This is a genomic window from Microbacterium sp. ZOR0019 (assembly GCF_000800925.1).
GTDB lineage: Bacteria > Actinomycetota > Actinomycetes > Actinomycetales > Microbacteriaceae > Microbacterium > Microbacterium aurugineum.
Map to the genome: position 1 here is coordinate 44,605 of NZ_JRKC01000002.1, position 19,737 is coordinate 64,341.

Here is a 19,737-nt window from a genome sequence, read left to right on the forward strand (position 1 = left end):
ACACGGCAGGTTCCGTCTCCGGATGGTGGCGCTCATCGGCTCACTCCTGATGGTGATCGTCACGCTGGTTGCGCTTCCCACCCAGACCGCCCTCGCCGCTGACAGAGTCTTCCTCATCGACTCGCTCAGCCATCAGGGCGACGACCTGAGCCCGGGCGACGGGGTGTGTCTGACCTCCACCGGAGTGTGCACGCTCCGCGCGGCGCTGCAGGAGTCCAACGCCAGCGCCGTCGACGACACCATCGTGATCGCACCGGCAGAAGACGTCGATGCCTCCACACCCGGTGTGCAGCCCAGCGGCACGATCGTGGTCTCGGGATCCGGCGCGGCAAACTGGATGCACGTCGGAGCATTGTCGCCCTTCGGAGACGGCGGAGCGGCGTTCCTGGCGACCCGAAGCGTGGTCATCGACTTCCAGAGCCGGTTGGGAGTGGCGTCGCTCAATGACGGCAACGGCGTGGCCGCGTTCTACCTCAACGGTCCCGGTGTGACCGTGCGTAACTTCGAGAACGTCCGCTCCAATGAGACCGCCTTCGTGTTCGGCCCCAGCGGTGACGATGTCACCGTCGAGAACGGCAGCTGCGTCGATTCCGGCAGCATCGCCCTCGAACGGTGCTTCTGGTTCGCCGGCGGCTCGGATCGAGTGACTCTGCGCAACGTGGAGGTCGGCTCCCCGTGGGGTGGCGGTGGTGGAGCGATCGGCATCGCGAACGGTGCGACCCTCAACGATCTGACCCTCGACGCGATGCGGTTCATCAACCCCGACACGGATGCCTATGACGCTGTGGTCGTCCAAGGCGCGGCTGCGCTCACCCGTCTGACGATCACGGGGTCGATCTTCGACGGATTCCAACCCGGTCGTTTCCCGCTCGATCTGCGGGGGGCGACCCTCACCGAGGCTCGGATCGTCGGCAATCGGTTCATCAACATCAACAACACCTCCGGATACACGTCGGTCTGGATCAACCGGGCAGGCAGCGACAACCTGATCTCCCGCAACTCCTTCGAGCACACGCCCGGAAGGACGACCGGATTCGGCGTCTTCTTCAGCGATATGGGGCGCACCGCGTTGCAACCGAGCGGGTGGACGGTCGACTCGAACTCCTTCGACGGTCGGGTGCAGAACTCCGTGTACGTGGGCCCGGGGTCGGGGATCCTCACCGTGCAGCGCAACACCTTCGGTCCGGCATCGTTCGGAGGGGGGACGGCGACGAACGAGACGAATTCGATCGCGCTCGTCCACAACGCGTCGCTGACGGCCAATCAAGGGATCACGACCTGGTTCCCCACCTCCGTGAGTTACGACACGCTGCAGTGCACTCTCGATGTCGTCGTCGCGCCGCCGACCGTGGGCTCGATCCCGCTCGTTCCGGTCGACCTCGACCTCTACTACACGGCCGCCACGCAGGCGGAGGTCTACCTCGGTCGAGCAGAAGCCGTGTCGACGCCGACGACCGTGACCGTTCCCTACACACTCGGCCCCGGCAACATCCGGATCCAGACGATAGCGGCCACCGGGGCGAGCTCGCAGTACTCGCGCATCGTGGCTCAGACCGAGCCGGATGGCTGCGGGCCGCGCGTCACCGTCGACCAGGCGGCCAGTCAAGCGGACCCCACCTCCGAACGTGACATCCGCTTCTCGGTCCAGTTCTCGGAGCCGATCGCCGGTGCGCTCGAAGCCAGCGCGATCGACGTGTCGAACTCGACGGCGCCGGGTGCCCGCGTGGTCGATGTCGTCGCGATCACATCGACGACGTTCGAAGTCGTCGTGCGCGCCGATGCCTCCGGGTCGGTGGAAGCAGGCTTGGCGGCGGGCGCCGTGGTCGATCTTGACGGCAACCCGTCCGTCGCTTCCACGTCCACCGACAACGTCGTCACGTATGTGTCTCCCCTCTCGCTCGCACCGACCGCGCTCACGGTGACCGAGGGGGAGGCGGGCGAAGACTATGTCGTCACCACGAGCCTCGCCGCCACCGCCCCGATCACCATCGACCAGGTGATCGCCGATCCGTCGTGGGTGTCCGTCACACCGACGCCGCTGGTCATCGGCACCACCGCGGTTTCGGGATCGGTGACGATCGACGCCGTCGATGACTTGCTGGTCAACGGCGATCGACCGACCTCGATCGAACATGCCGTCAGTTCCCCCGACCCCAACTTCGACGGCCTGCTCCTCGACCCGGTCGCGGTGACAGTGCTCGATGATGACGAACCGAGCGCGACCGAGTCGCTGTTGGAGACGACCGCAGGATCACGCATCGCCGATGGAACCGACGAGCACTCGGCCATCGTCACCGTCCGCAACGCCGCGGGTGAAGACCTCGCCGGCGTCCTCGTCACCTTCCAGGTCTCCGACGACGCCGACCTCGGCGCGACCTCGTGTGTGACGGATGGAGCGGGCATGTGCTCGGTTCCTGTGACCTCGGTGGTCTCCGGTTTCTCCTCGGTTCAGGCATTCATCGGTGGCGCGATCGAGATCGTCGGGCCTCCGGCGACAGTCGAATTCGTCGCCGGACCGGTCTCCCTGACCACCTCGACGATCGTGTCCTCTGTTCTCTCCTTGCCGGCCGACGGCGAATCCGGCGCGGTCGTCACCGTGACGTTGCGCGATGCGCTCGGCAACCTCGTATCGACGGGCGGGGCGGTCGATATCCTCACCGACGCAGGCCAGATCGTCGGGGTGACCGACAACGGTGACGGAACCTGGACCGGGACGCTCGTGGCGCCCACGACGACGGGCATAGCGACGATCGGCTTCACCTACGAGGGCCAGCCAGGAGAGCAGACGGTGGCGGTCAACTTCACTGCCGGTGAACCGTCCGCATCGACGACGACGATAGCCGTGGACCCGGATTCTCTGGTGGCAGATGGTGTCTCGTCGTCCACCGTCACCGTCACGGTGGTCGATGGCTACGGCAATCTTGTCGGCGTCGGCGGAGCTGACATCAGCATCGCGATCGACACCGGCTCAGTCTCGACCGCGACCGACAACGGTGACGGCACGTACACGGCGACCTTCGTCGCTCCGACCACGGCAGGCGTGGCCACGCTGCGACCTGTCATCGACAGCACGATCGGCACGAATTCCGCACAGATCCAGCTCGTGCCTGGCGCGGCATCGGTGTCGGAATCCACCATCAGCGCCTCGCCGTCGGCAGTCACGGCCGACGGCGTGAGCCAATCGGCGATCACCGTGACGCTGATCGACGCCAACGGCAACCCCCTCGGCCTCGGGGGCGCTGACGTCGAGATCACCAGTGACCTCGGTAGCCTTTCCACGCCCGTGGACTACGGCGACGGCACGTACACCGCGATACTCACCGCGCCTCCCTCACCGGGCATCGCGACACTGGGCTTCGTCGTCGACGGTTCGACGGGTGACGACACCACGCAGGTGCAGTTCCTCGCGGGCGCACCCGATGCGGTGACCTCCGGCATCGTCGCCGATCCGACGGTGATCGTCGCCGACGGTGTCTCGACGGCGACGGTCACCGTCTCTGTGCGCGACGCGCAGGGCACGCTTCTGGTCGAAGGCGGTGCAGACGTCGACATCTTCACGGACGCCGGTGCAGTCACCACCACGACCGACAACGGCGACGGGACCTACGCGGCCATACTCACCGCGTCGACCACCGCCTCGGTGGCAACACTGGGCTTCCGCGTGGGCGGAGTGCTGAGTCCGAACACGACGACAGTAGAGTTCGTCGCAGGCGAGGCGGACCCGGGCAACGCTGTCATCGTGGCAACCCCCACGACGGTGACGGCTGACGGCGTTTCGGCATCGACCGTGGAAGTGACCCTCTTCGACTCGTTCGGCAACGCGGTCGTCCCGTCCCCAGGGCAGGCGGAGTTCTCGATCACGGTGGGGACGATCACTGCCCCGACCATCTCTGCCGGCGCGGTCGTCGCCTACGCCACGTCGACGGTCAGCGGTACCGCCGAGGTGTCCTTCACGGTCGACGGGGTTCCCGCATCGGCGACGGCGGAGATCGAGTTCGTCGCCGGCAGCGCCAGTCCAGACGACTCGACGATCACGGCTGTCCCGGACACGGTTGTCGCCGACGGTGTCGCCGCCGCGGAGGTGACCGTGTCGGTCCGCGATGAGTTCGACAATCCAGTGACCACGGGCGTCGTCGTCACCGTCGAGACCACGTCGGGCTCGCTCTCGGTGCCGGTCGATCAGGGCGACGGCACCTGGACGGCGCAGGTGACCTCCGCCGTCGCCGGTGAGGCGGTCGTGTCCTTCCGGGTGGATGGGGTGCTCTCCACGCAGACGGCGTCGGTGGAGTTCGTGGCGGGTGCTCCGGATCTGGGTTCGTCGACGATCGAGGCTGATCCGGTGTCGATCGAGGCGGATGGTGTGTCGAGTTCGGCTGTGACGGTGCGGTTGGTCGATGGGCAGGGGAATCCGTTGGCGGTCGGGGGTGCTGTCGTCGAGATTCTGAGTGATGTCGGTTCGGTGTCGGCGACGGTGGACAACGGTGAGGGGACGTATGGGGCGACTCTGACATCGGACACGACGGCGGGGACGGCGACGGTGTCGTTCACGATCGATGGTGCGGCTGCTGCTGCGACGGTTGAGGTGGACTTCACGCCGGGTGCTGCTGATCTGACGCAGTCGTTGATCGACGCTGCTCCTACCGAGCTTGTTGCGGATGGTGTGTCGTCGTCGCAGGTCACGGTGACGTTGGTCGATGCCAACGGCAATCCGCTGGGCGTCGGCGGGGACGATGTGGAGATCGTGACCGACGCGGGGACGGTTTCCGGGACGGTCGACAACGGGGACGGCACGTATACGGCGACGTTGCAGGCGCCGACGGCGGTAGGGGCGGCCACGGTGGGGTTCACTATCGGCGGGGTGGCTGCGGTGGCGACGGTCGAGGTCGCGTTCGTCGCCGGTGATGCGTCGGCGGACACGTCCACGATCGAGGCGGATCCGACGTCGATCACTGCGGATGGTGTGTCGACGTCGACGCTCACGGTGACGCTGCGGGATGCCGAGGGAAACCCGCTGACGTCGGGTGGTGTCGCGGTGACGATGGATACGACTGCCGGTTCGCTCAGTGCTCCCGTGGACAACGCGGATGGCACGTATACGTCGACGCTGACGTCGTCGACGGCGGCGGGGCAGGCGACTGTGACGTTCGCGATCGGCGGCGCGGTGGGCACTGATGATGCGGTGGTGACGTTCGTGGCCGGGGCGGCGGATCCGGCGACCTCGTCGATCGCGGCAGTTCCGGGTGTCATCGTCGCTGACGGCGTCTCGACGGCGCAGATCACGGTGACGCTTCGTGATGCGCAGTCGAACCCGGTCACCGATGCCGGCGACATCGTGGAGATCCTCTCCGACATCGGCACCGTCGGGGCGGTGACGGACAATGCCGACGGCACCTATACGGCGGCGTTGACGTCGACCACGCAGGCGGCGACCGCGGTGGTGAGCTTCACGGTCGATGGTGTCGATGGTGTCGCGACGACGGTGGTGCAGTTCGTGGCGGGGCAGGCGGATGCCTCCACTTCGCAGATCGACGCGCAACCGGCGGTCCTCACCGCGGATGGTGGGTCGGAGTCGATCGTCACGGTCACGCTGTATGACGCGTTCGACAACGTCCTGAACGTCTCGGGAGGTGCGGTGGTGATCGAGACGACCGCGGGAACGGTGAGTGCGACCTCCGACAACGGCGACGGGACCTATGACGCCGTGCTGACCTCGGACACGATGACCGGCACGGCCTTCCTGACCTTCACCCTCGAAGGAGTCGCCGGGACGCAGACGGCGTCGGTGGAGTTCGTGGCGGGTGCTCCTGATCCCGGCACGTCCACGATCGAGGCCGACCCCGGATTCCTCGAAGCCGACGGCGTCAGCACGTCGACAATCACCGTGCGTCTGCTCGATGCTTCGGGCAACCCCGTAGGGGGAGGCGGGTACGACGTGGAGATGGCGACGACCGCGGGCAGCATCACGACCGCCGTGGACAACGGCGACGGTACCTACACCTCGATCCTCACCGCGCCCACGAGTACGGAGCCCCCGTCGGCGTCGGTGACCTTCACCGTGGATGGAGCGCCCGCGACGCGCTCGGTGGTCGTGGCGTTCGTGGCGGGGGTGCCGGACGCGGGATCGTCGACGATTTCCGTGTCCGAGGACTCGATCGTCGCTGATGGGGTGTCGACGTCGACGGTGAGCGTGGTGGTGCGGGATGCATCCGGCAACCCCGTTCCGGGACTCGGGGATGTCGTGGGGATCAGCTCGTCTGCGGGAGTGGTCGGGCCCGTCGCTGATGAGGGCGACGGGACGTATCGTGCGGTGTTGACGTCGTCGACCACGGCGGGCACCGCGACCGTGTCGTTCACCGTCGAGGATGTGCCGGGCACGGACACCGCCACAGTGGCGTTCGTGGCAGGTTCACCGGATGCGAACTCCTCGACGATTTCCGTGTCCGAGGACTCGATCGTCGCTGATGGGGTGTCGACGTCGACGGTGACTGTGGTGGTGCGGGACGCATTCGGCAACCCCGTTCCAGGGCTCGGGGATGTCGTGGGTATCAGCTCGTCCGCGGGGACGATCGGGTCGGTGTCGGATGAGGGCGATGGCACGTATCGTGCGGTGTTGACATCGTCGACATCGGCGGGCAGCGCGACGATCACATTCACCGTCGACGGTGTGGCCGGTACGGACACGGCGACCGTGGCATTCGTGGCGGGTCCGCCGGATGCGGGGTCATCGACGATCTCCGCATCGCCTCCGCAGTTCGAAGCGGGAGCAGGCAGCTCGACGATCACCGTTCACTTCGCGGATCGCTACGGCAATCCCACGGTTGAGTCTGTCGGAGTGTCGATGATGACGACTCTCGGAAGCCTCTCCACGCCCGTCGACAACGGCGACGGTACTCACACAGCCACTCTCACGTCGGATGAGCCGGGCACGGCGATCGTCTCCTTTGCGATCAGCGGCGTGTCCGGGACCGATGTCGCGGAGGTGGAAGTGCTCGACACCACGCCTCCCGATCCGGTGGTCATCGACACCCCCGTCGACGGTTCGACGGTGGGAGCGCGTCCGTCGATAGAGGGTGACGGAGAGCCGGGTGCGACCGTGACGGTGGCTGCCAACGGTACCGACACCTGCACGACCGTCGTCGGTACGGACGGACGGTGGCAGTGCTTCCCCGCGACGCCATTCGAGTCCGGCTCCGTGACACTGGTCGCCGCGCAGGCGGACGCGGGAGGGAACACCTCTCCGGACTCCGACCCCGTCACCGTGACGGTCGTGGCGTCGCCGCCCCCCGCGCCGGTGCTCGACCCCACGAACGGAAGCCGTGTTTCCGGCACCTCTCTTCCCGGACTCACCGTGACGATACGTGACAGTGGCGGGACCGTGATCTGCGTCACCACGGTGGGCGCGGACTCCCGATTCGAGTGCGTACAGGACGAACCGCTCGCGCTGGGCGCGCTCGTGTCGGCGACCGCCGCCGATGAGTTCGGGAATGTCTCCGACGCGACGCTCGTTCGCGTGGGCGGAGCTCGCGTCTCTCTCGCCTTCGACTCGCGCATCGTCGGCGAGACACAAGCGGTCGTGGGGCTGGGGTTCCTGCCGGGGGAGAGCATCGTCGCGACACTGGAATCGACGCCGATAGACCTCGGTCGTTTCACCGCTACGGTCGGAGGCGACATCGCGTTCGAGTTCACGGTGCCGCTGGACCTCGAACCGGGAACTCACAGCGTCATCCTCGAGGGCGAGGACAGCGGTGCCGTGCGTGCGACGTTCGAGGTACGGCCACCGGCAGCGGGCGGTGGCGGCGCACTTCCCACGACGGGCGGCACCGCCGTCCAGCCGTTGCTTCCGCTGGGAGTCGTCCTGTTGCTCGTCGGCCTGCTGCTGGTGGCGGGAAGAAGACCTGCGGGACCCGACCGGTTCTCGCCGCGGGTCAGCGGCCCGAGAGCGCCTTCATGATGCGCTGCGGCGACACCGGCTGGGCGGTACCCAGGCGCTGCGCGAACACACTCACGCGGTACTCCTCCAGCAGCCAGCGCACCTCGACGAGCGATGGCGTCGCGTCGCCGCGGAGGGGGATCGTGCCCCCGGCGTCCTCGAACGCGTTCGCCATGCGCTCGTACTCGGTCATGCGGGCGCGGTCCTTGCCCGGCTCGCTGGCGAGGGTCTTCAGGCGGTCGAGCATCCCCTCCAGGTAGCGGGGGAACTGTGCGAGGCGGTCGACACCGGCGGCGGAGACGAAACCGGCATGCAGAAGGCCGCTCAGCTGGGTGCGGATGTCGTTGAGCGGTCCGAGCAGCGCGAGCGAGTTCTGGGACTTGATGCCGCGTTCGACGTCGCGAGATCGGGTGAGGATGCGCGCGACCAGCGAGACGCACGCGAAGAGATCATCGACGAGCGTGGCCGAGACCGCGTCGCGCACCGTCGCGAAGTCCGCCTCGTTGCGCACGATCCCGTCCGGCACGACACGCTCGATGGCCTTGCGGGCGACGGCCGCCCGGCAGTCCTCGATGAGAGCGGCGGCGGACGGGTACGGCGAGGCGGCGAGTGCCAGCTTCTCCTGACTCGTGAGGTGCTCCTGCACATACGAGGAGGGTGAGGGCACACCGAGCAGTACCAGGCGCAGCACGCCGTCGCGGGTGGAGGCGGCAGCGGCCTCCGGGGTCGACTCGACCCGCACCGACACGCTCTTGCCCTGGTCCACGATGGCGGGATAGCCGCGCACGACACCGCCGGCGACCCGGGTGTCGAGCACCTCGGGCAGGTCTCCGAAGGTCCACCCCGTGAGGCCGGTCTGCTCGACCGGAGCCGCGGCGACGCGTTCGGGCCCGCGACCTCCACCGGAGCTCCCGGATCGGGGAGGGGCGGCGATCGAGCGGGCGACGCTGCTGCGCGCACGGTCGGAGAGTCGCGTCTGCAGCGCCCGCAGATCGCGGCCGGAGCCGACGATCCTCCCGCGCTCGTCCACGGCGCGGAAGTTCATGCGCAGGTGCGGAGGAACCCGCTCGTCGTCGAAGTCGGTCGCGGACACGAGCTGGTTCGCGAGCGGCTGGATCCGTCGGGCGAGCGCTTCCTTGAGCGTGCGCGGAGGGAGTCCGCCGTGCGACTCCGGGCCTTCCTCGATGAGCTCGGCGCCGAACTTCTCGGCCCAGTCGGCGGCGGGGACGACATGGCGCCGGATCGCCTTGGGGAGCGCGCGCAGCAGCCCCGTCACGAGTTCGGCGCGCAGCCCCGGAACCTGCCAGTCGAAACCGCGGTCCTCGATCTGCGCGAGCAGCGGCAGCGGCACGACCACGCTGACGCCGTCGTCGTCGGCGCCGGGCTCGAACCGGTACGCGAGACCGAGCACCTGGTCGCCCTGCGTCCACCGCGTCGGGAACTCGCGCTGATCCGCGCGTTCCTCGTCATCGATCAGGTCGCTCTCGCGCATCACGAGCAGCTTCGGCGTGGTGGCCATGGCGTCGCGCCACCAGCTCTCGAAGGAGCGCACATCGAACACCTCGGCGGGGATGCGTTCGTCGTAGAACCGGAACACGGCCTCGTCGCCGGCGAGGATGTCGCGACGGCGCTCACGCTCCTCGAGCTTCTCGAGGCGTTTGCGCAGTTCGGCGTTGCTGCGCCAGAACGCACTCACCCGCTTGTCGATGCGCGTCGGATCCCACTCGCCCTCGACGAGCGCATGCCGTACGAAGAGTTCGCGCGACGCCGCCCGGTCGATGCGCGCGAACTGCACGCGCCGTCGCGGGATGATCTCGAGCCCGAACAGCGTCACCTTCTCGAAGGCGACCGCGGCCCCGGCATCCTTCGACCAGTGGGGCTCGGTGACCTGCCGCTTGGCGAGGTCGCCCGCCAGGGGTTCGGCCCAGGCGGGGTCGATCGCGGCGACCGTGCGGGCGAACGTGCGCGAGGTCTCGACGATCTCGGCGGCGATCACCGCGCGAGGACTCTTCTTGCGCAGCCCTGACCCGGGGAAGATCGAGAAGCGGATGCCGCGGGCGCCCCGATACTCCGCGATGCGGCGGCCTTTCGGCTCCTTCGCGGAGGAGTGCGACTTGCCGGCGGATGCCGTGCGTTCGTCCAGGATGCCGATCTGCGAGAGCAGGCCGGACAGCAGGGCGCGATGGATGGCGTCGGGGTCGCTCGTCCCGGTCTCGTCGCGCGGGCGGTCGGGGGTCTTCACGAGGGTGCGGAGTTGACGGTGCACGTCGAACCACTCCCGCACCCGCACGTAGTTGAGGTGCTCGGAGCGGCAGAGTCGGCGGAACGCACTCGAGCCGAGCTCGCGCTGCTGCTCGCGCAGGTGATTCCACAGGTTCAGCAAGGTCAGGAAGTCGCTCGTCGGGTCGACGAAGCGTGCGTGCTGCCGGTCGGCCTCCTCGCGGCGCTCCTCCGGCCGCTCGCGCACGTCCTGGATCGTCATTCCTGAGACGATCGCGAGCACGTCGCGAGTGACCGAGCCGCCCGATCCCGTGCGTCCCGCCTCGATCAGCATCCGTGCGAACCGCGGGTCGATCGGCATGCGCGAGATCTCACGCCCCGTGCGCGTGAGGTGCGGGGAGCCGTCACGGCGGGAGGGCTCGACCGCGCCGAGCTCGGTGAGCAGGTCGAATGCCGCCTTCACACCGCGGGAGTCGGGCGGGGTCAGGAACGGGAAGGCGCTGATGTCGCCGAAGCCGAGCGAGAGCATCTGCAGGATGACCGATGCGAGTGACGTCCGCAGGATCTCGGGCTCGGTGAATTCCGGCCTCCGGTCGAAGTCCTCCTCCGAGTAGAGGCGGATCGCGATGCCGTCACTGGTGCGGCCCGCGCGGCCCGAGCGCTGGTTCGCCGAGGCCTGCGAGATCGCCTCGATCGGCAGGCGCTGCACCTTGGATCGGTTGCTGTAGCGCGAGATCCGGGCGGTGCCGGTATCGATCACGTACTTGATGCCGGGAACGGTGAGACTCGTCTCGGCGACGTTGGTCGCGAGGATCACCCGGCGGCGCACGCCAGGCACCCGACTGCGCTCGAACACCCGGTGCTGATCTGCAGCGGAGAGGCGTCCGAACAGCGGAAGCACCTCCGTGGGGGCACGGTCGTTCGCGTAGGCGCCGCGCACAGCGTCGGCCGCGTCGCGGATCTCGGCTTCGCCGGGCAGGAACACCAGCACATCGCCCGGCACCTCCCGGTCGAGCTCGCGCAGCGCGGAGACGATCGCCGACACCTCGTCCTCCGGGTCGCCGGCCTGATCGTCCTCGTCGGGGTCCTCCGACGGTCCGCGGTAGCGGATCTCCACGGGATAGGTGCGCCCGGACACCTCGATGATCGGAGCCGGGGTGCCGTCGGCCGCCGCGAAGTGCTTCGCGAAGCTCTCCGGATCGATCGTCGCCGAGGTGATGACGACCTTGAGGTCGGGGCGCTCGGGCAGGATGCGTGAGAGGTAGCCGAGGAGGAAATCGACGTTGAGGGAGCGCTCGTGCGCCTCGTCGATGATGATCGTGTCGTAGCGCGTGAGCAGTCGGTCGCGGTGGATCTCGTTGAGGAGGATGCCGTCGGTCATCAGCGCGATGCGGGTGGCATCGGAGACCTTGTCGGTGAAACGCACCTTGTAGCCGACCAGGGTGCCGAGCTCGACCTGGAGCTCTTCGGCGACACGCTCTGCGATGGTGCGGGCCGCGAGGCGGCGTGGCTGCGTGTGGGCGATGCGCTCCCGCCCGAGTTCGAGGGCGATCTTCGGCAGCTGTGTCGTCTTGCCGGATCCGGTGGCCCCCGCGACGATCACGACCTGGTGGTCGCGGATGGCGTCGGCGATCTCGGCCCTGGCTGCGCTGACGGGCAGCTCCGGCGGATAGGAGATCACAGGGGAGGACATAGCCCTCCATCGTATGACGGGTTCGGCCCCCTACGATCAACGGGTGATCAACGCACTGCCTCCCGTCCGGTGGTTCCGCGAATTCGGGCGACCTCCGCGCATCCTCGGCCTCGATGTCGCCCGAGCCCTGGCCATCCTCGGCATGGTCGGAGCGCACATCGGTGAGACCGATTCGTTCGACTGGTTCGAACCGTCGACGTGGACCTCTCTGGTGAACGGGCGTTCGTCGATCCTGTTCGCGGTGCTCGCCGGAGTCTCGATCGCGCTGATGACCGGGCGCAGCACGCTGCCTGAGCGCGAGCGCATCCCCGGCATCCGACTGAATCTCATCGGCCGGGGTGCGGTGATCTTCGTGATCGGCCTGGCGTTGGAGATGCTGAACACCCCGATCGCGATCATCCTCACCCTTTACGGGCTCCTCTACGTCGCGGTGATCCCGTTCCTGCGCTGGCGGCCCTGGCAGTTGCTGACCGGAGCGGCCGTGCTCGCGCTCCTCGGGCCCGCGCTGCTCGCGTTCCTGAACGCGGTGATGCTGCACCCCTTCGGGTCGGGCATCGGCTTCGTCCTGTACGGCACCTATCCGATCACGGTCTGGCTGGCGCTCGTCCTCGGCGGTATGGCCCTGGGGCGGATGCACGTGGAGCAGGTGCGCACCGCCGTGGTCGCGCTGATCGTCGGTTTCGTATTGGCGGTCGCCGGGTACGGCCTCGGTGCCCTCGGACAGGCCGCGGGGATCACCGGCGCCGTCAGCGGGAGCTCGTCGTTCAGCGGGAGCTCGTCGTTCGAGGGGAGCTCGTCCGGGTGGGCGGAGTACCCGCAGGCGCTCGCCGAAGCGGATCCCGGGGGAGCGGTGCTCCTGGCCGTCTTCTCGGTCGATCCGCACAGCGGGGGAACGGCCGAGGTCCTCGGCTCCGGGGGCTTCGCACTCGTCGTGATCGCGCTGTGTCTGCTGGCGAGTCGACCTTTGCGTGGGGTACTGCTGCCGTGGGGAGCGCTCGGATCCATGCCGTTGACGGCATACAGCGCGCATGTGCTCTCGATCGTCCTGGTGAGCGGACCCGGTGGGTTCTTCTCGAGCAACGATTTCTGGGCGGCGACCACGCTGGGGCTGCTGGTGCTCACGACGCTCTGGTCGATGTTCTTCGGGCGCGGTCCGCTGGAACGCCTGGTCGGGCGCGGCGCCGCGGCGATGGCGGCTGTCCCACACCGGTCCTAGGCTGGGGCGATGAGCATTCCTGCACTCGAACTGAACGACGGCAACTCCATCCCGCAACTCGGCTACGGCGTCTTCAAGGTGCCGCCGGCAGACACCGAGCGTGCGGTGAGCGAGGCGCTCGAAATCGGCTACCGCCACATCGACACCGCGGCGATCTACGGCAGTGAAGAGGGCGTGGGCGCCGCCATCGCCTCCTCGGGCATCGCACGCGACGACCTGTTCATCACGACCAAGCTCTGGAACGACCGCCACCACGACGAGGAGCCGCGCGCGGCCATCGCCGAGAGTCTCGAGAAGCTCGGTCTGGAGAAGGTCGATCTGTACCTCGTGCACTGGCCCACGCCGGCCAAGGACGACTACGTGCACGCGTTCGCGAAGCTGGTCGAGCTGCGCGACGCGGGCCTCACCCGCAGCATCGGCGTCTCGAACTTCCTCGTGCCCCACCTGGAGCGCACGGTGAAGGAGACGGGCGTGGTTCCCGCAGTGAACCAGATCGAGCTGCACCCGGCCTACCAGCAGCGCGACGTGGTCGCCTGGGCCGACGCGAACGGCGTGCGCATCGAGGCATGGGGTCCGCTCGGGCAGGGCAAGTACGACCTGTTCGGGACGCCCGCGGTCGCGGATGCCGCCTCGGCGCACGGTGTCACCCCGGCACAGGCCGTGCTGCGCTGGCACCTGCAGAAGGGCATCATCGTGTTCCCGAAGTCGGTGCGCGCCGAGCGCCTGCGCGAGAACCTCGACGTGTTCGGCTTCGAACTGACCGACGCCGAGGTCGCGGCGGTCGACGCCCTCGACCCGCTCGACGGCTCGGGCCGCGTGGGGTCGCACCCGGACGAGGTCAACTGACCCCGTGATACCGGGGCTCTCGGGCCCAGATGACGCCCCGTGTCGCCGTGCGCGACAGGGGGCGTCGTCGTGAGTACCGTCGAGGCATGACAGCTCCGTTCCGCGTCGTCGCCGTGTCGGGATCTCTGCACGAGCCCAGCAAGACCACCGCCCTGGTCCGCGCGATCACGGCCGCCGTCGCCGAGCGCGCCGACGTCGAGGCGCAGCTCATCGAGCTGACGCAGATCGGCCCCGGGCTGGCGGGTGCGCTGCGCCGTGACCAGCTGGCGCCGGAGGTCGAAGCGCAGTTGCAGGCGATCGAATCCGCCGACCTGCTCATCGTGGGCAGCCCCGTCTACCGAGCCTCGTTCACCGGGCTCTTCAAGCACCTGTTCGACTTCGTCGGCCAATACGACCTCGTGGGAAAGCCCGTGCTGCTCGCCGCGACCGGCGGCGGGGAGAAGCACGCCCTGATCATCGAGCACCAGCTGCGGCCGTTGTTCGCGTTCTTCCAGGCGCTCACCCTTCCACTCGGGGTGTACGCGAGCGACACGGACTTCGACGGCTACGAGATCGCTTCCGACGTGCTGCGCGCCCGCATCGCGCTGGCCGCGGATCGTGCCCTGCCTCTGGTCGGCTACGCGGCCTCCCGTCCGGTGGAGCTGCTGGTCGGCTGACCGCGTCACCGTCGCGCGGCGTAGCGTGAAGGCATGACCAACCGGCTCGCCGACACCCTCAGTCCGTACCTCCGTGCGCATGCCGACAACCCCGTCGACTGGTATCCGTGGGGCGAGGAAGCGTTCGCGGAGGCGAGGCGACGCGATGTGCCGCTGTTGATCTCGATCGGCTACTCGACCTGTCACTGGTGTCACGTGATGGCGCGCGAATCGTTCGCCGACCCGGAGACCGCCGCGCGGATCAACGAGGGCTTCGTCGCGGTCAAGGTCGATCGCGAGGAGCATCCGCAGGTCGACGGTGCCTACATGGCGGCGGCTTCGGCGTTCACCCAGAACCTCGGTTGGCCGCTCACGGTCTTCGCCACCCCGCGCGGGCGCGCCTTCTTCGCCGGCACCTACTGGCCGCCGGAGGCTCGGCCGCCGATGCCGGCGTTCCGTGACGTCCTCACCGCGGTCGGGGAGGCCTGGGCGCTGCGGCGGGTGCAGGCAGAGGAGTCGGCGGATGCCGTGACCGATGCGCTCACCCGTGCGGCGGAGGCCACGCCCTCCGAGCTCCCGGACGTGGTCGCGATCGCGACGGCTGCGGAGTCGATCGCCCAGCGGGAGGATCAGCAGTTCGGCGGCTTCGGCGGCGCCCCGAAGTTCCCCGTCGCCACCACCTTGCGATTCCTGCAGCATCCGCTCGTGCGGGAGGGTGCTCCGGAGGCGGGGGCGTCAGCGGGGCGCGCGCTCGCGGCGATGACCCGATCGGACCTGCGCGATGCCGACGGCGGGTTCTTCCGCTACGCCACCCAGCGCGACTGGACGGTGCCGCACTACGAGCGGATGCTGACCGACAACGCGCAGCTGCTCGACGTCGCACGCGACGCGGGGGAGGAAGGCGTCGTCCGCGGGATCGTGTCATTCCTGACCGGGGCCCTGCAGCGTGACGGCGGCGGGTTCGGTGCCGCCCAGGATTCGGAGTCGTGGCTCGAGGGCGTTCGCAGCGAGGGCGGGTACTACCGGCGTGCGCTGCCCGAACGTGCGGGCCTTGCGTCGCCGGCTGTCGACGGCAAGGTGATCACCGGGTGGAACGGTCTCGCGATCGGCGCGCTCGCCCGGGCCGGGGCGACCTTCGGGGAGCGGAGCTGGATCGATGCCGCCGCGTCCGCCGCGGACGAGGTGCTGCGGGTCAACCGCGATGCCGACGGCGCTCTCGTGCGCGCGTCCTTCGAGGGGCGGGCCTCTGCCGCGGTCGCGACCGCGGCAGATCGTGGCCTTCTCGCCGACGGTCTGTTCGCTCTGGCCCTGGCCACCGGCGAGGCGACCTGGGCGGTGGCGGCCCGCGGGATCCTCGACGACGCACTGGAGGGCACAGCGGGTGAGGATCCGTTGCTGTCGGCCCAAGGGATCGCGACCTCGCCCGACCAGACCGACGGCGACCTGCCCTCGGATGCCGCGGCCGTGGCCGGCGCCGCACTGACCGCCTGGTGGCTGGGAGCGGGGGACCGGTATCGCGCCGCTGCCGTGTCGACGGTGAGCATGCTGGCCGCGCGGGCGCTGGAGCAGCCCTTCGCCCACGGCACCCTGCTGCGGGTGGCTGCGGGCCTCGCGATCCCGCCGCGCCAACTCGTCGTGGTCACCGGAGCGCGCGACAGTGCGCTCGGCCTCGCGGGCAGGGGCGCGGATGCCGAAGTCGTCGCCGTGGTCGCGCCCGATCAGGCGCGGGCGTTCACGGATGCCGGATTCAGCCTGTTCGAGGGCAAGGACGCGGTGGAGGAACGCGCCTATGACTGCCGCGCGTTCGTGTGCCGGTTGCCCGTGAGTGACCCGGCCGAGGTGTCGATCGGACGGTGACGGTCAGTTCTGGTTGCGCGGATGCCGGCGGGCGGTGCGCTCGTTGCCGTGGCGGTAGTTCCCGGTCACGCGCGCCATCAGCAGCTGCCCGTCGCCGCTCGCGGCCTGCGCGAGGAACTCCTGGGCCCGCGCACCGCGCAGCACGGTCGCGGTGACGCCGCGATGGCGGATGACGACGTCGTCACCGCGCACCGCGAACTCGAATCCGGAGGGGCTGCCCATGCGGCGAGCCTAGCGCCCGGTGATTCGGTGGATCGACAGCGCGGTGCTCACACCCAGCCGGGCAGCCAGTTGTGCAGCAGCCAGAACTGGTACGGCACGCTCATCCCGGTCCACAGCGGCAGGAAGAACACCGACACGAGAACGACGAACGCGAGGAAGATCAGCACCGTGCGCTCACCGGACTGCCGACGGTACAAGGGGTCTTCGCGTCGTCCGGCGATGATCCGCAGCGTCATGGTGAGCGCGAGCACGAGGAACGGTATCATCACCACCGTGTAGAACTGGAAGATCGTGCGCTCGGGGAACATCAGCCACGGGAGGTAGGTGACCGCCAGGCCGACCAGGGGGACGGTCAGCGCGGGCGCGATCGGCTGCCGGGCGATCCAGCTCCGCACCAGCCGGTAGAGCAGGTACACCGCTGCCGCCACCCCGCCGTACCAGATGAGCGGATTCGGGACGGCGGAGATCACGCCGATGCAGTGGTCCGTGCCGCAGCCGGTGGGATCGGAATCCACCCAGACCGCCGTCGGGCGCAGCAGGAACGGCCACTCCCAGGCGGGACTCGCGTAGGGGTGTCCGCGGCTCAGGCCGACGTGGAAGCCGAGCATCGATTCGTGGTACTTCCACAGCGCGAGCAGCGGGTTCGGGTCGCTCTGCCGGTCGTAGCCCCCCGAGGTCAGGAGCCACCCCGTCCAGCTGACCAGGTACACGGCCAGCGCGGGGAAGACGAACAGGACGAACGAGACCGGCCCCTGTCGGAACGCGGCGGCGGTCGGCCACAGCACCACGCCGGCACGACGCCTCGCCAACGCGTCGGTCACCACGACGTAGAGGCCGAAACCGGCGAGGACGTACAAGCCCGACCACTTCACGGCAGAAGCCGCACCCAGGGCGGCACCGGCGGCGATCAGCCACGGCCGGCGCCACAGCACCGGCCCCCAGAACGGGTCGGGCGCCTCGGGATCGCGTCGCTCGAGCTGCGGGATCGTGCGCTGCCGATCGATGAGGACGAACAGCACGCCGAGCAGGACGAAGAACGTCAGGATGCCGTCGAGCAGCGCGATCCGGCTCATCACGATGCTCAGGCCGTCGATCGCCAGCAGCGTTCCGGCGACGGATGCCACGACCACCGATCCGCTCAGACGCCGGGCGATCAGATACACGAGGAGGACCGAGCCCGCTCCGAGGATCGCGGTGGCCAGACGCCATCCGCCGCTGTTCTCGGGCCCGCCGATCGCCATGCCCAGCGCGATGAGCCACTTGCCGAGCGGGGGATGCACGATGAACGAGCCCGCATCCGAGAGCGGGAGGCTCTGCCCGGTCGCGAACGCCTCGTTCGCCTCGCCACCCCAGGTGCCCTCGTAGCCGAGCGTCCACAGGGACCAGGCGTCCTTGACGTAGTAGGTCTCATCGAAGGCGAGCTCATGCGGGTGGGACACGCCGACCAGGCGCAGCACCGCGGCCACTGCGGTGATCACCAGCGGCGCGAGCCACCGGATCGCGCGGCCCCAGTCCGGGTCCTGCAGCATCAGGTCCCGCAACCGTCCGTAGTGCGTCAGCCGCGCCTCGGGGGCGGGCAGGAGCGGGTCGGGCGCGGTCACCGCTCCAGCCTAGACAACGCCCCTTCCGGGGGAGCTGCATCCGGCGCGCCTAAGCTGGGCGGGTGATCATCCTCGCCGCCACCCCGATCGGAAACCTGGGCGACGCGTCGCGACGCCTCGTGGAGGTGCTGGAGAACGCGGAGGTCGTCGTCGCGGAAGACACCCGCACCACGCAGCGGCTGCTCAAGGCACTGCAGATCGACAACCGTCCTCGTCTGATCGCACTGCACGACCACAACGAGAAGCAGAAGGCCGCCGAACTGGCTGCGCTCGCGGCGGAGACCGACATCGTGGTGATGAGCGACGCAGGAATGCCGACCGTCAGCGACCCCGGCTACGGGCTGGTGGCCGAGGCCGTGGCACAGGGGGTCACCGTCACCGCGATCCCCGGTCCGAGCGCCGTGCTGATGGCGCTCGCGATCTCGGGACTTCCGACCGACCGCTTCACGTTCGAGGGGTTCCTCCCGCGCAAGCCGGGGGAGCGGCGATCGACCCTCCGCGCCCTGGCCGCCGAGCCGCGCACCATGGTCTTCTTCGAGTCTCCGGCCCGGCTCGCGAGCGCTCTCGCCGACATGGGCGCTGCGTTCGGCGACGAGCGGCGGATCGCGGTGTGCCGTGAGCTCACGAAGCTGTACGAGGAGGTCCGCCGTGGCACCGCGGCCGAGCTCCAGGAGTGGGCCGAGAACGGCGTGAAGGGCGAGATCGTCGTCGTCGTCGAAGGAGCCGCGCGCCGCGATGCCTCCCCGGAAGATGCTCTGGCACAGGTGCAGAGGCTGGTCGCGGAAGGCGTCCGCTTGAAGGACGCGTCCTCCGAGGTCGCCGCGCTGACCGGTCTCTCCTCCCGCGACCTCTACCAGGCCGCCCTCGCCGCCCGCTCCGGGGCCGGTGCCTGAGATCGCCACGACTGCGGTTCGTAAGAATTGCGGGGAATCCGGGAACGTCCGCCGCGTTACCCTCAGGTCATGGCGAACCCGACACGTGCGACGAGGGAGGACACGTTCCGCGCCGCCGCAGCGGGGTTGAGCGCATCGTTCCTCGCCGTCGGCCTGGCGGAACTCGTCGCCGCGGTGGTGGAGCCGAGCGCGAGCCCGTTCGCCGTGATCGGCAGCGGGCTCATCGACCTCGCTCCGAGCTGGGCGAAGGACACCGCCATCGCGCTGTTCGGCACCGGTGACAAGGCGGCCCTGATCGTGGGCATCGCCGTGGTGCTCGTGGTCGTCGCCGCTGTCGCGGGAATCCTGGAGCGACGACGGTCCGGTGTCGGTGCCGTGATCCTGGGGGCGCTCGGTGCTCTCGCCGTCGTCGCGGCGATGGTTCGCCCCGGCGCGGGGCCGTTCGCCTGGCTGCCCGGGCTGGTCGCCGGTCTCGTCGCCGTGGTCGTCCTGCGCCTCCTGATCGCCCGACTGCGTCCGGTCGCAGGGCTCGGACCCGTCGACGAGGACCGGAGACGATTCCTGCTGTGGACCGCGGGTGTCGCCGCAGCGGGTGCCGTCGCGCTCATCGTCGGCAACGCCGCG

9 protein-coding genes and 1 pseudogene are annotated in these 19,737 nt (G+C 69.2%); 7 read left to right on the plus strand and 3 right to left on the minus strand.

From position 1 onward, the window contains the following. The first annotated feature begins 22 nt into the window (after nucleotides 1-22). A complete protein-coding gene (locus tag L978_RS00240; protein ID WP_047519118.1) occupies nucleotides 23-7,951 on the plus strand; it encodes an invasin domain 3-containing protein in 7,929 nt (2,642 codons plus the stop codon). Here the strand turns inward: L978_RS00240 and hrpA are convergent. Then, complete coding sequence (hrpA, locus tag L978_RS00245) at nucleotides 7,926-11,843, minus strand: ATP-dependent RNA helicase HrpA (RefSeq protein WP_047519120.1); 3,918 nt, start codon at nucleotides 11,841-11,843, stop codon at nucleotides 7,926-7,928. The genes L978_RS00240 and hrpA overlap by 26 nt on opposite strands. Nucleotides 11,844-11,886: 43 nt before the next feature. Here hrpA and L978_RS00250 point away from each other — a divergent pair, with 43 nt between their 5' ends. The 4 genes from L978_RS00250 to L978_RS00265 all read left to right on the plus strand — a co-directional run bounded on the left by L978_RS00250 (nucleotide 11,887) and on the right by L978_RS00265 (nucleotide 16,397). Continuing rightward, nucleotides 11,887-13,059 carry a heparan-alpha-glucosaminide N-acetyltransferase domain-containing protein gene (locus L978_RS00250; RefSeq protein WP_231554941.1) on the plus strand — a complete coding sequence of 391 codons (1,173 nt, stop codon included), beginning with the start codon at nucleotides 11,887-11,889 and terminating at the stop codon, nucleotides 13,057-13,059. 9 nt (nucleotides 13,060-13,068) lie between these two features. After that, complete coding sequence (locus L978_RS00255; protein WP_047519122.1) at nucleotides 13,069-13,905, plus strand: aldo/keto reductase; 837 nt, start codon at nucleotides 13,069-13,071, stop codon at nucleotides 13,903-13,905. Between the two features lie 86 nt (nucleotides 13,906-13,991). Further along, a complete protein-coding gene (gene msuE / locus L978_RS00260; protein ID WP_047519124.1) occupies nucleotides 13,992-14,561 on the plus strand; it encodes an FMN reductase in 570 nt (189 codons plus the stop codon). Between the two features lie 33 nt (nucleotides 14,562-14,594). After that, nucleotides 14,595-16,397 carry a thioredoxin domain-containing protein gene (locus L978_RS00265; protein WP_047519126.1) on the plus strand — a complete coding sequence of 601 codons (1,803 nt, stop codon included), beginning with the start codon at nucleotides 14,595-14,597 and terminating at the stop codon, nucleotides 16,395-16,397. A 3-nt stretch (nucleotides 16,398-16,400) separates the two neighbouring features. Here the strand turns inward: L978_RS00265 and L978_RS00270 are convergent, their stop codons facing one another. Both L978_RS00270 and L978_RS00275 read right to left on the minus strand, forming a co-directional pair. Beyond that, a complete protein-coding gene (locus tag L978_RS00270; protein ID WP_047519128.1) occupies nucleotides 16,401-16,619 on the minus strand; it encodes a hypothetical protein in 219 nt (72 codons plus the stop codon). Between the two features lie 47 nt (nucleotides 16,620-16,666). Continuing rightward, entirely contained in the window at nucleotides 16,667-18,220 is a 1,554-nt protein-coding gene (locus L978_RS00275; RefSeq protein WP_047519129.1) for a dolichyl-phosphate-mannose--protein mannosyltransferase, read from the minus strand. 62 nt (nucleotides 18,221-18,282) lie between these two features. Between L978_RS00275 and rsmI the strand changes: the two genes are divergently transcribed. Next, nucleotides 18,283-19,113, plus strand: coding sequence for a 16S rRNA (cytidine(1402)-2'-O)-methyltransferase (gene rsmI, locus L978_RS00280; RefSeq protein WP_047519131.1), 831 nt, complete (start codon nucleotides 18,283-18,285; stop codon nucleotides 19,111-19,113). Between the two features lie 69 nt (nucleotides 19,114-19,182). After that, nucleotides 19,183-19,737 (plus strand): annotated as a pseudogene (locus L978_RS00285) (molybdopterin-dependent oxidoreductase); the annotation flags it as partial.

What these genes read in the sequence shown, in the direction of transcription:
- hrpA (WP_047519120.1), bottom strand. Translation starts at nt 11,843, where the DNA reads ATGTCCTCCCCTGTGATCTCCTATCCGCCGGAGCTGCCCGTCAGCGCA.
- L978_RS00270 (WP_047519128.1), bottom strand. Translation starts at nt 16,619, where the DNA reads ATGGGCAGCCCCTCCGGATTCGAGTTCGCGGTGCGCGGTGACGACGTC.
- L978_RS00255 (WP_047519122.1), top strand. Translation starts at nt 13,069, where the DNA reads ATGAGCATTCCTGCACTCGAACTGAACGACGGCAACTCCATCCCGCAA.
- L978_RS00240 (WP_047519118.1), top strand. Translation starts at nt 23, where the DNA reads ATGGTGGCGCTCATCGGCTCACTCCTGATGGTGATCGTCACGCTGGTT.
- msuE (WP_047519124.1), top strand. Translation starts at nt 13,992, where the DNA reads ATGACAGCTCCGTTCCGCGTCGTCGCCGTGTCGGGATCTCTGCACGAG.
- L978_RS00265 (WP_047519126.1), top strand. Translation starts at nt 14,595, where the DNA reads ATGACCAACCGGCTCGCCGACACCCTCAGTCCGTACCTCCGTGCGCAT.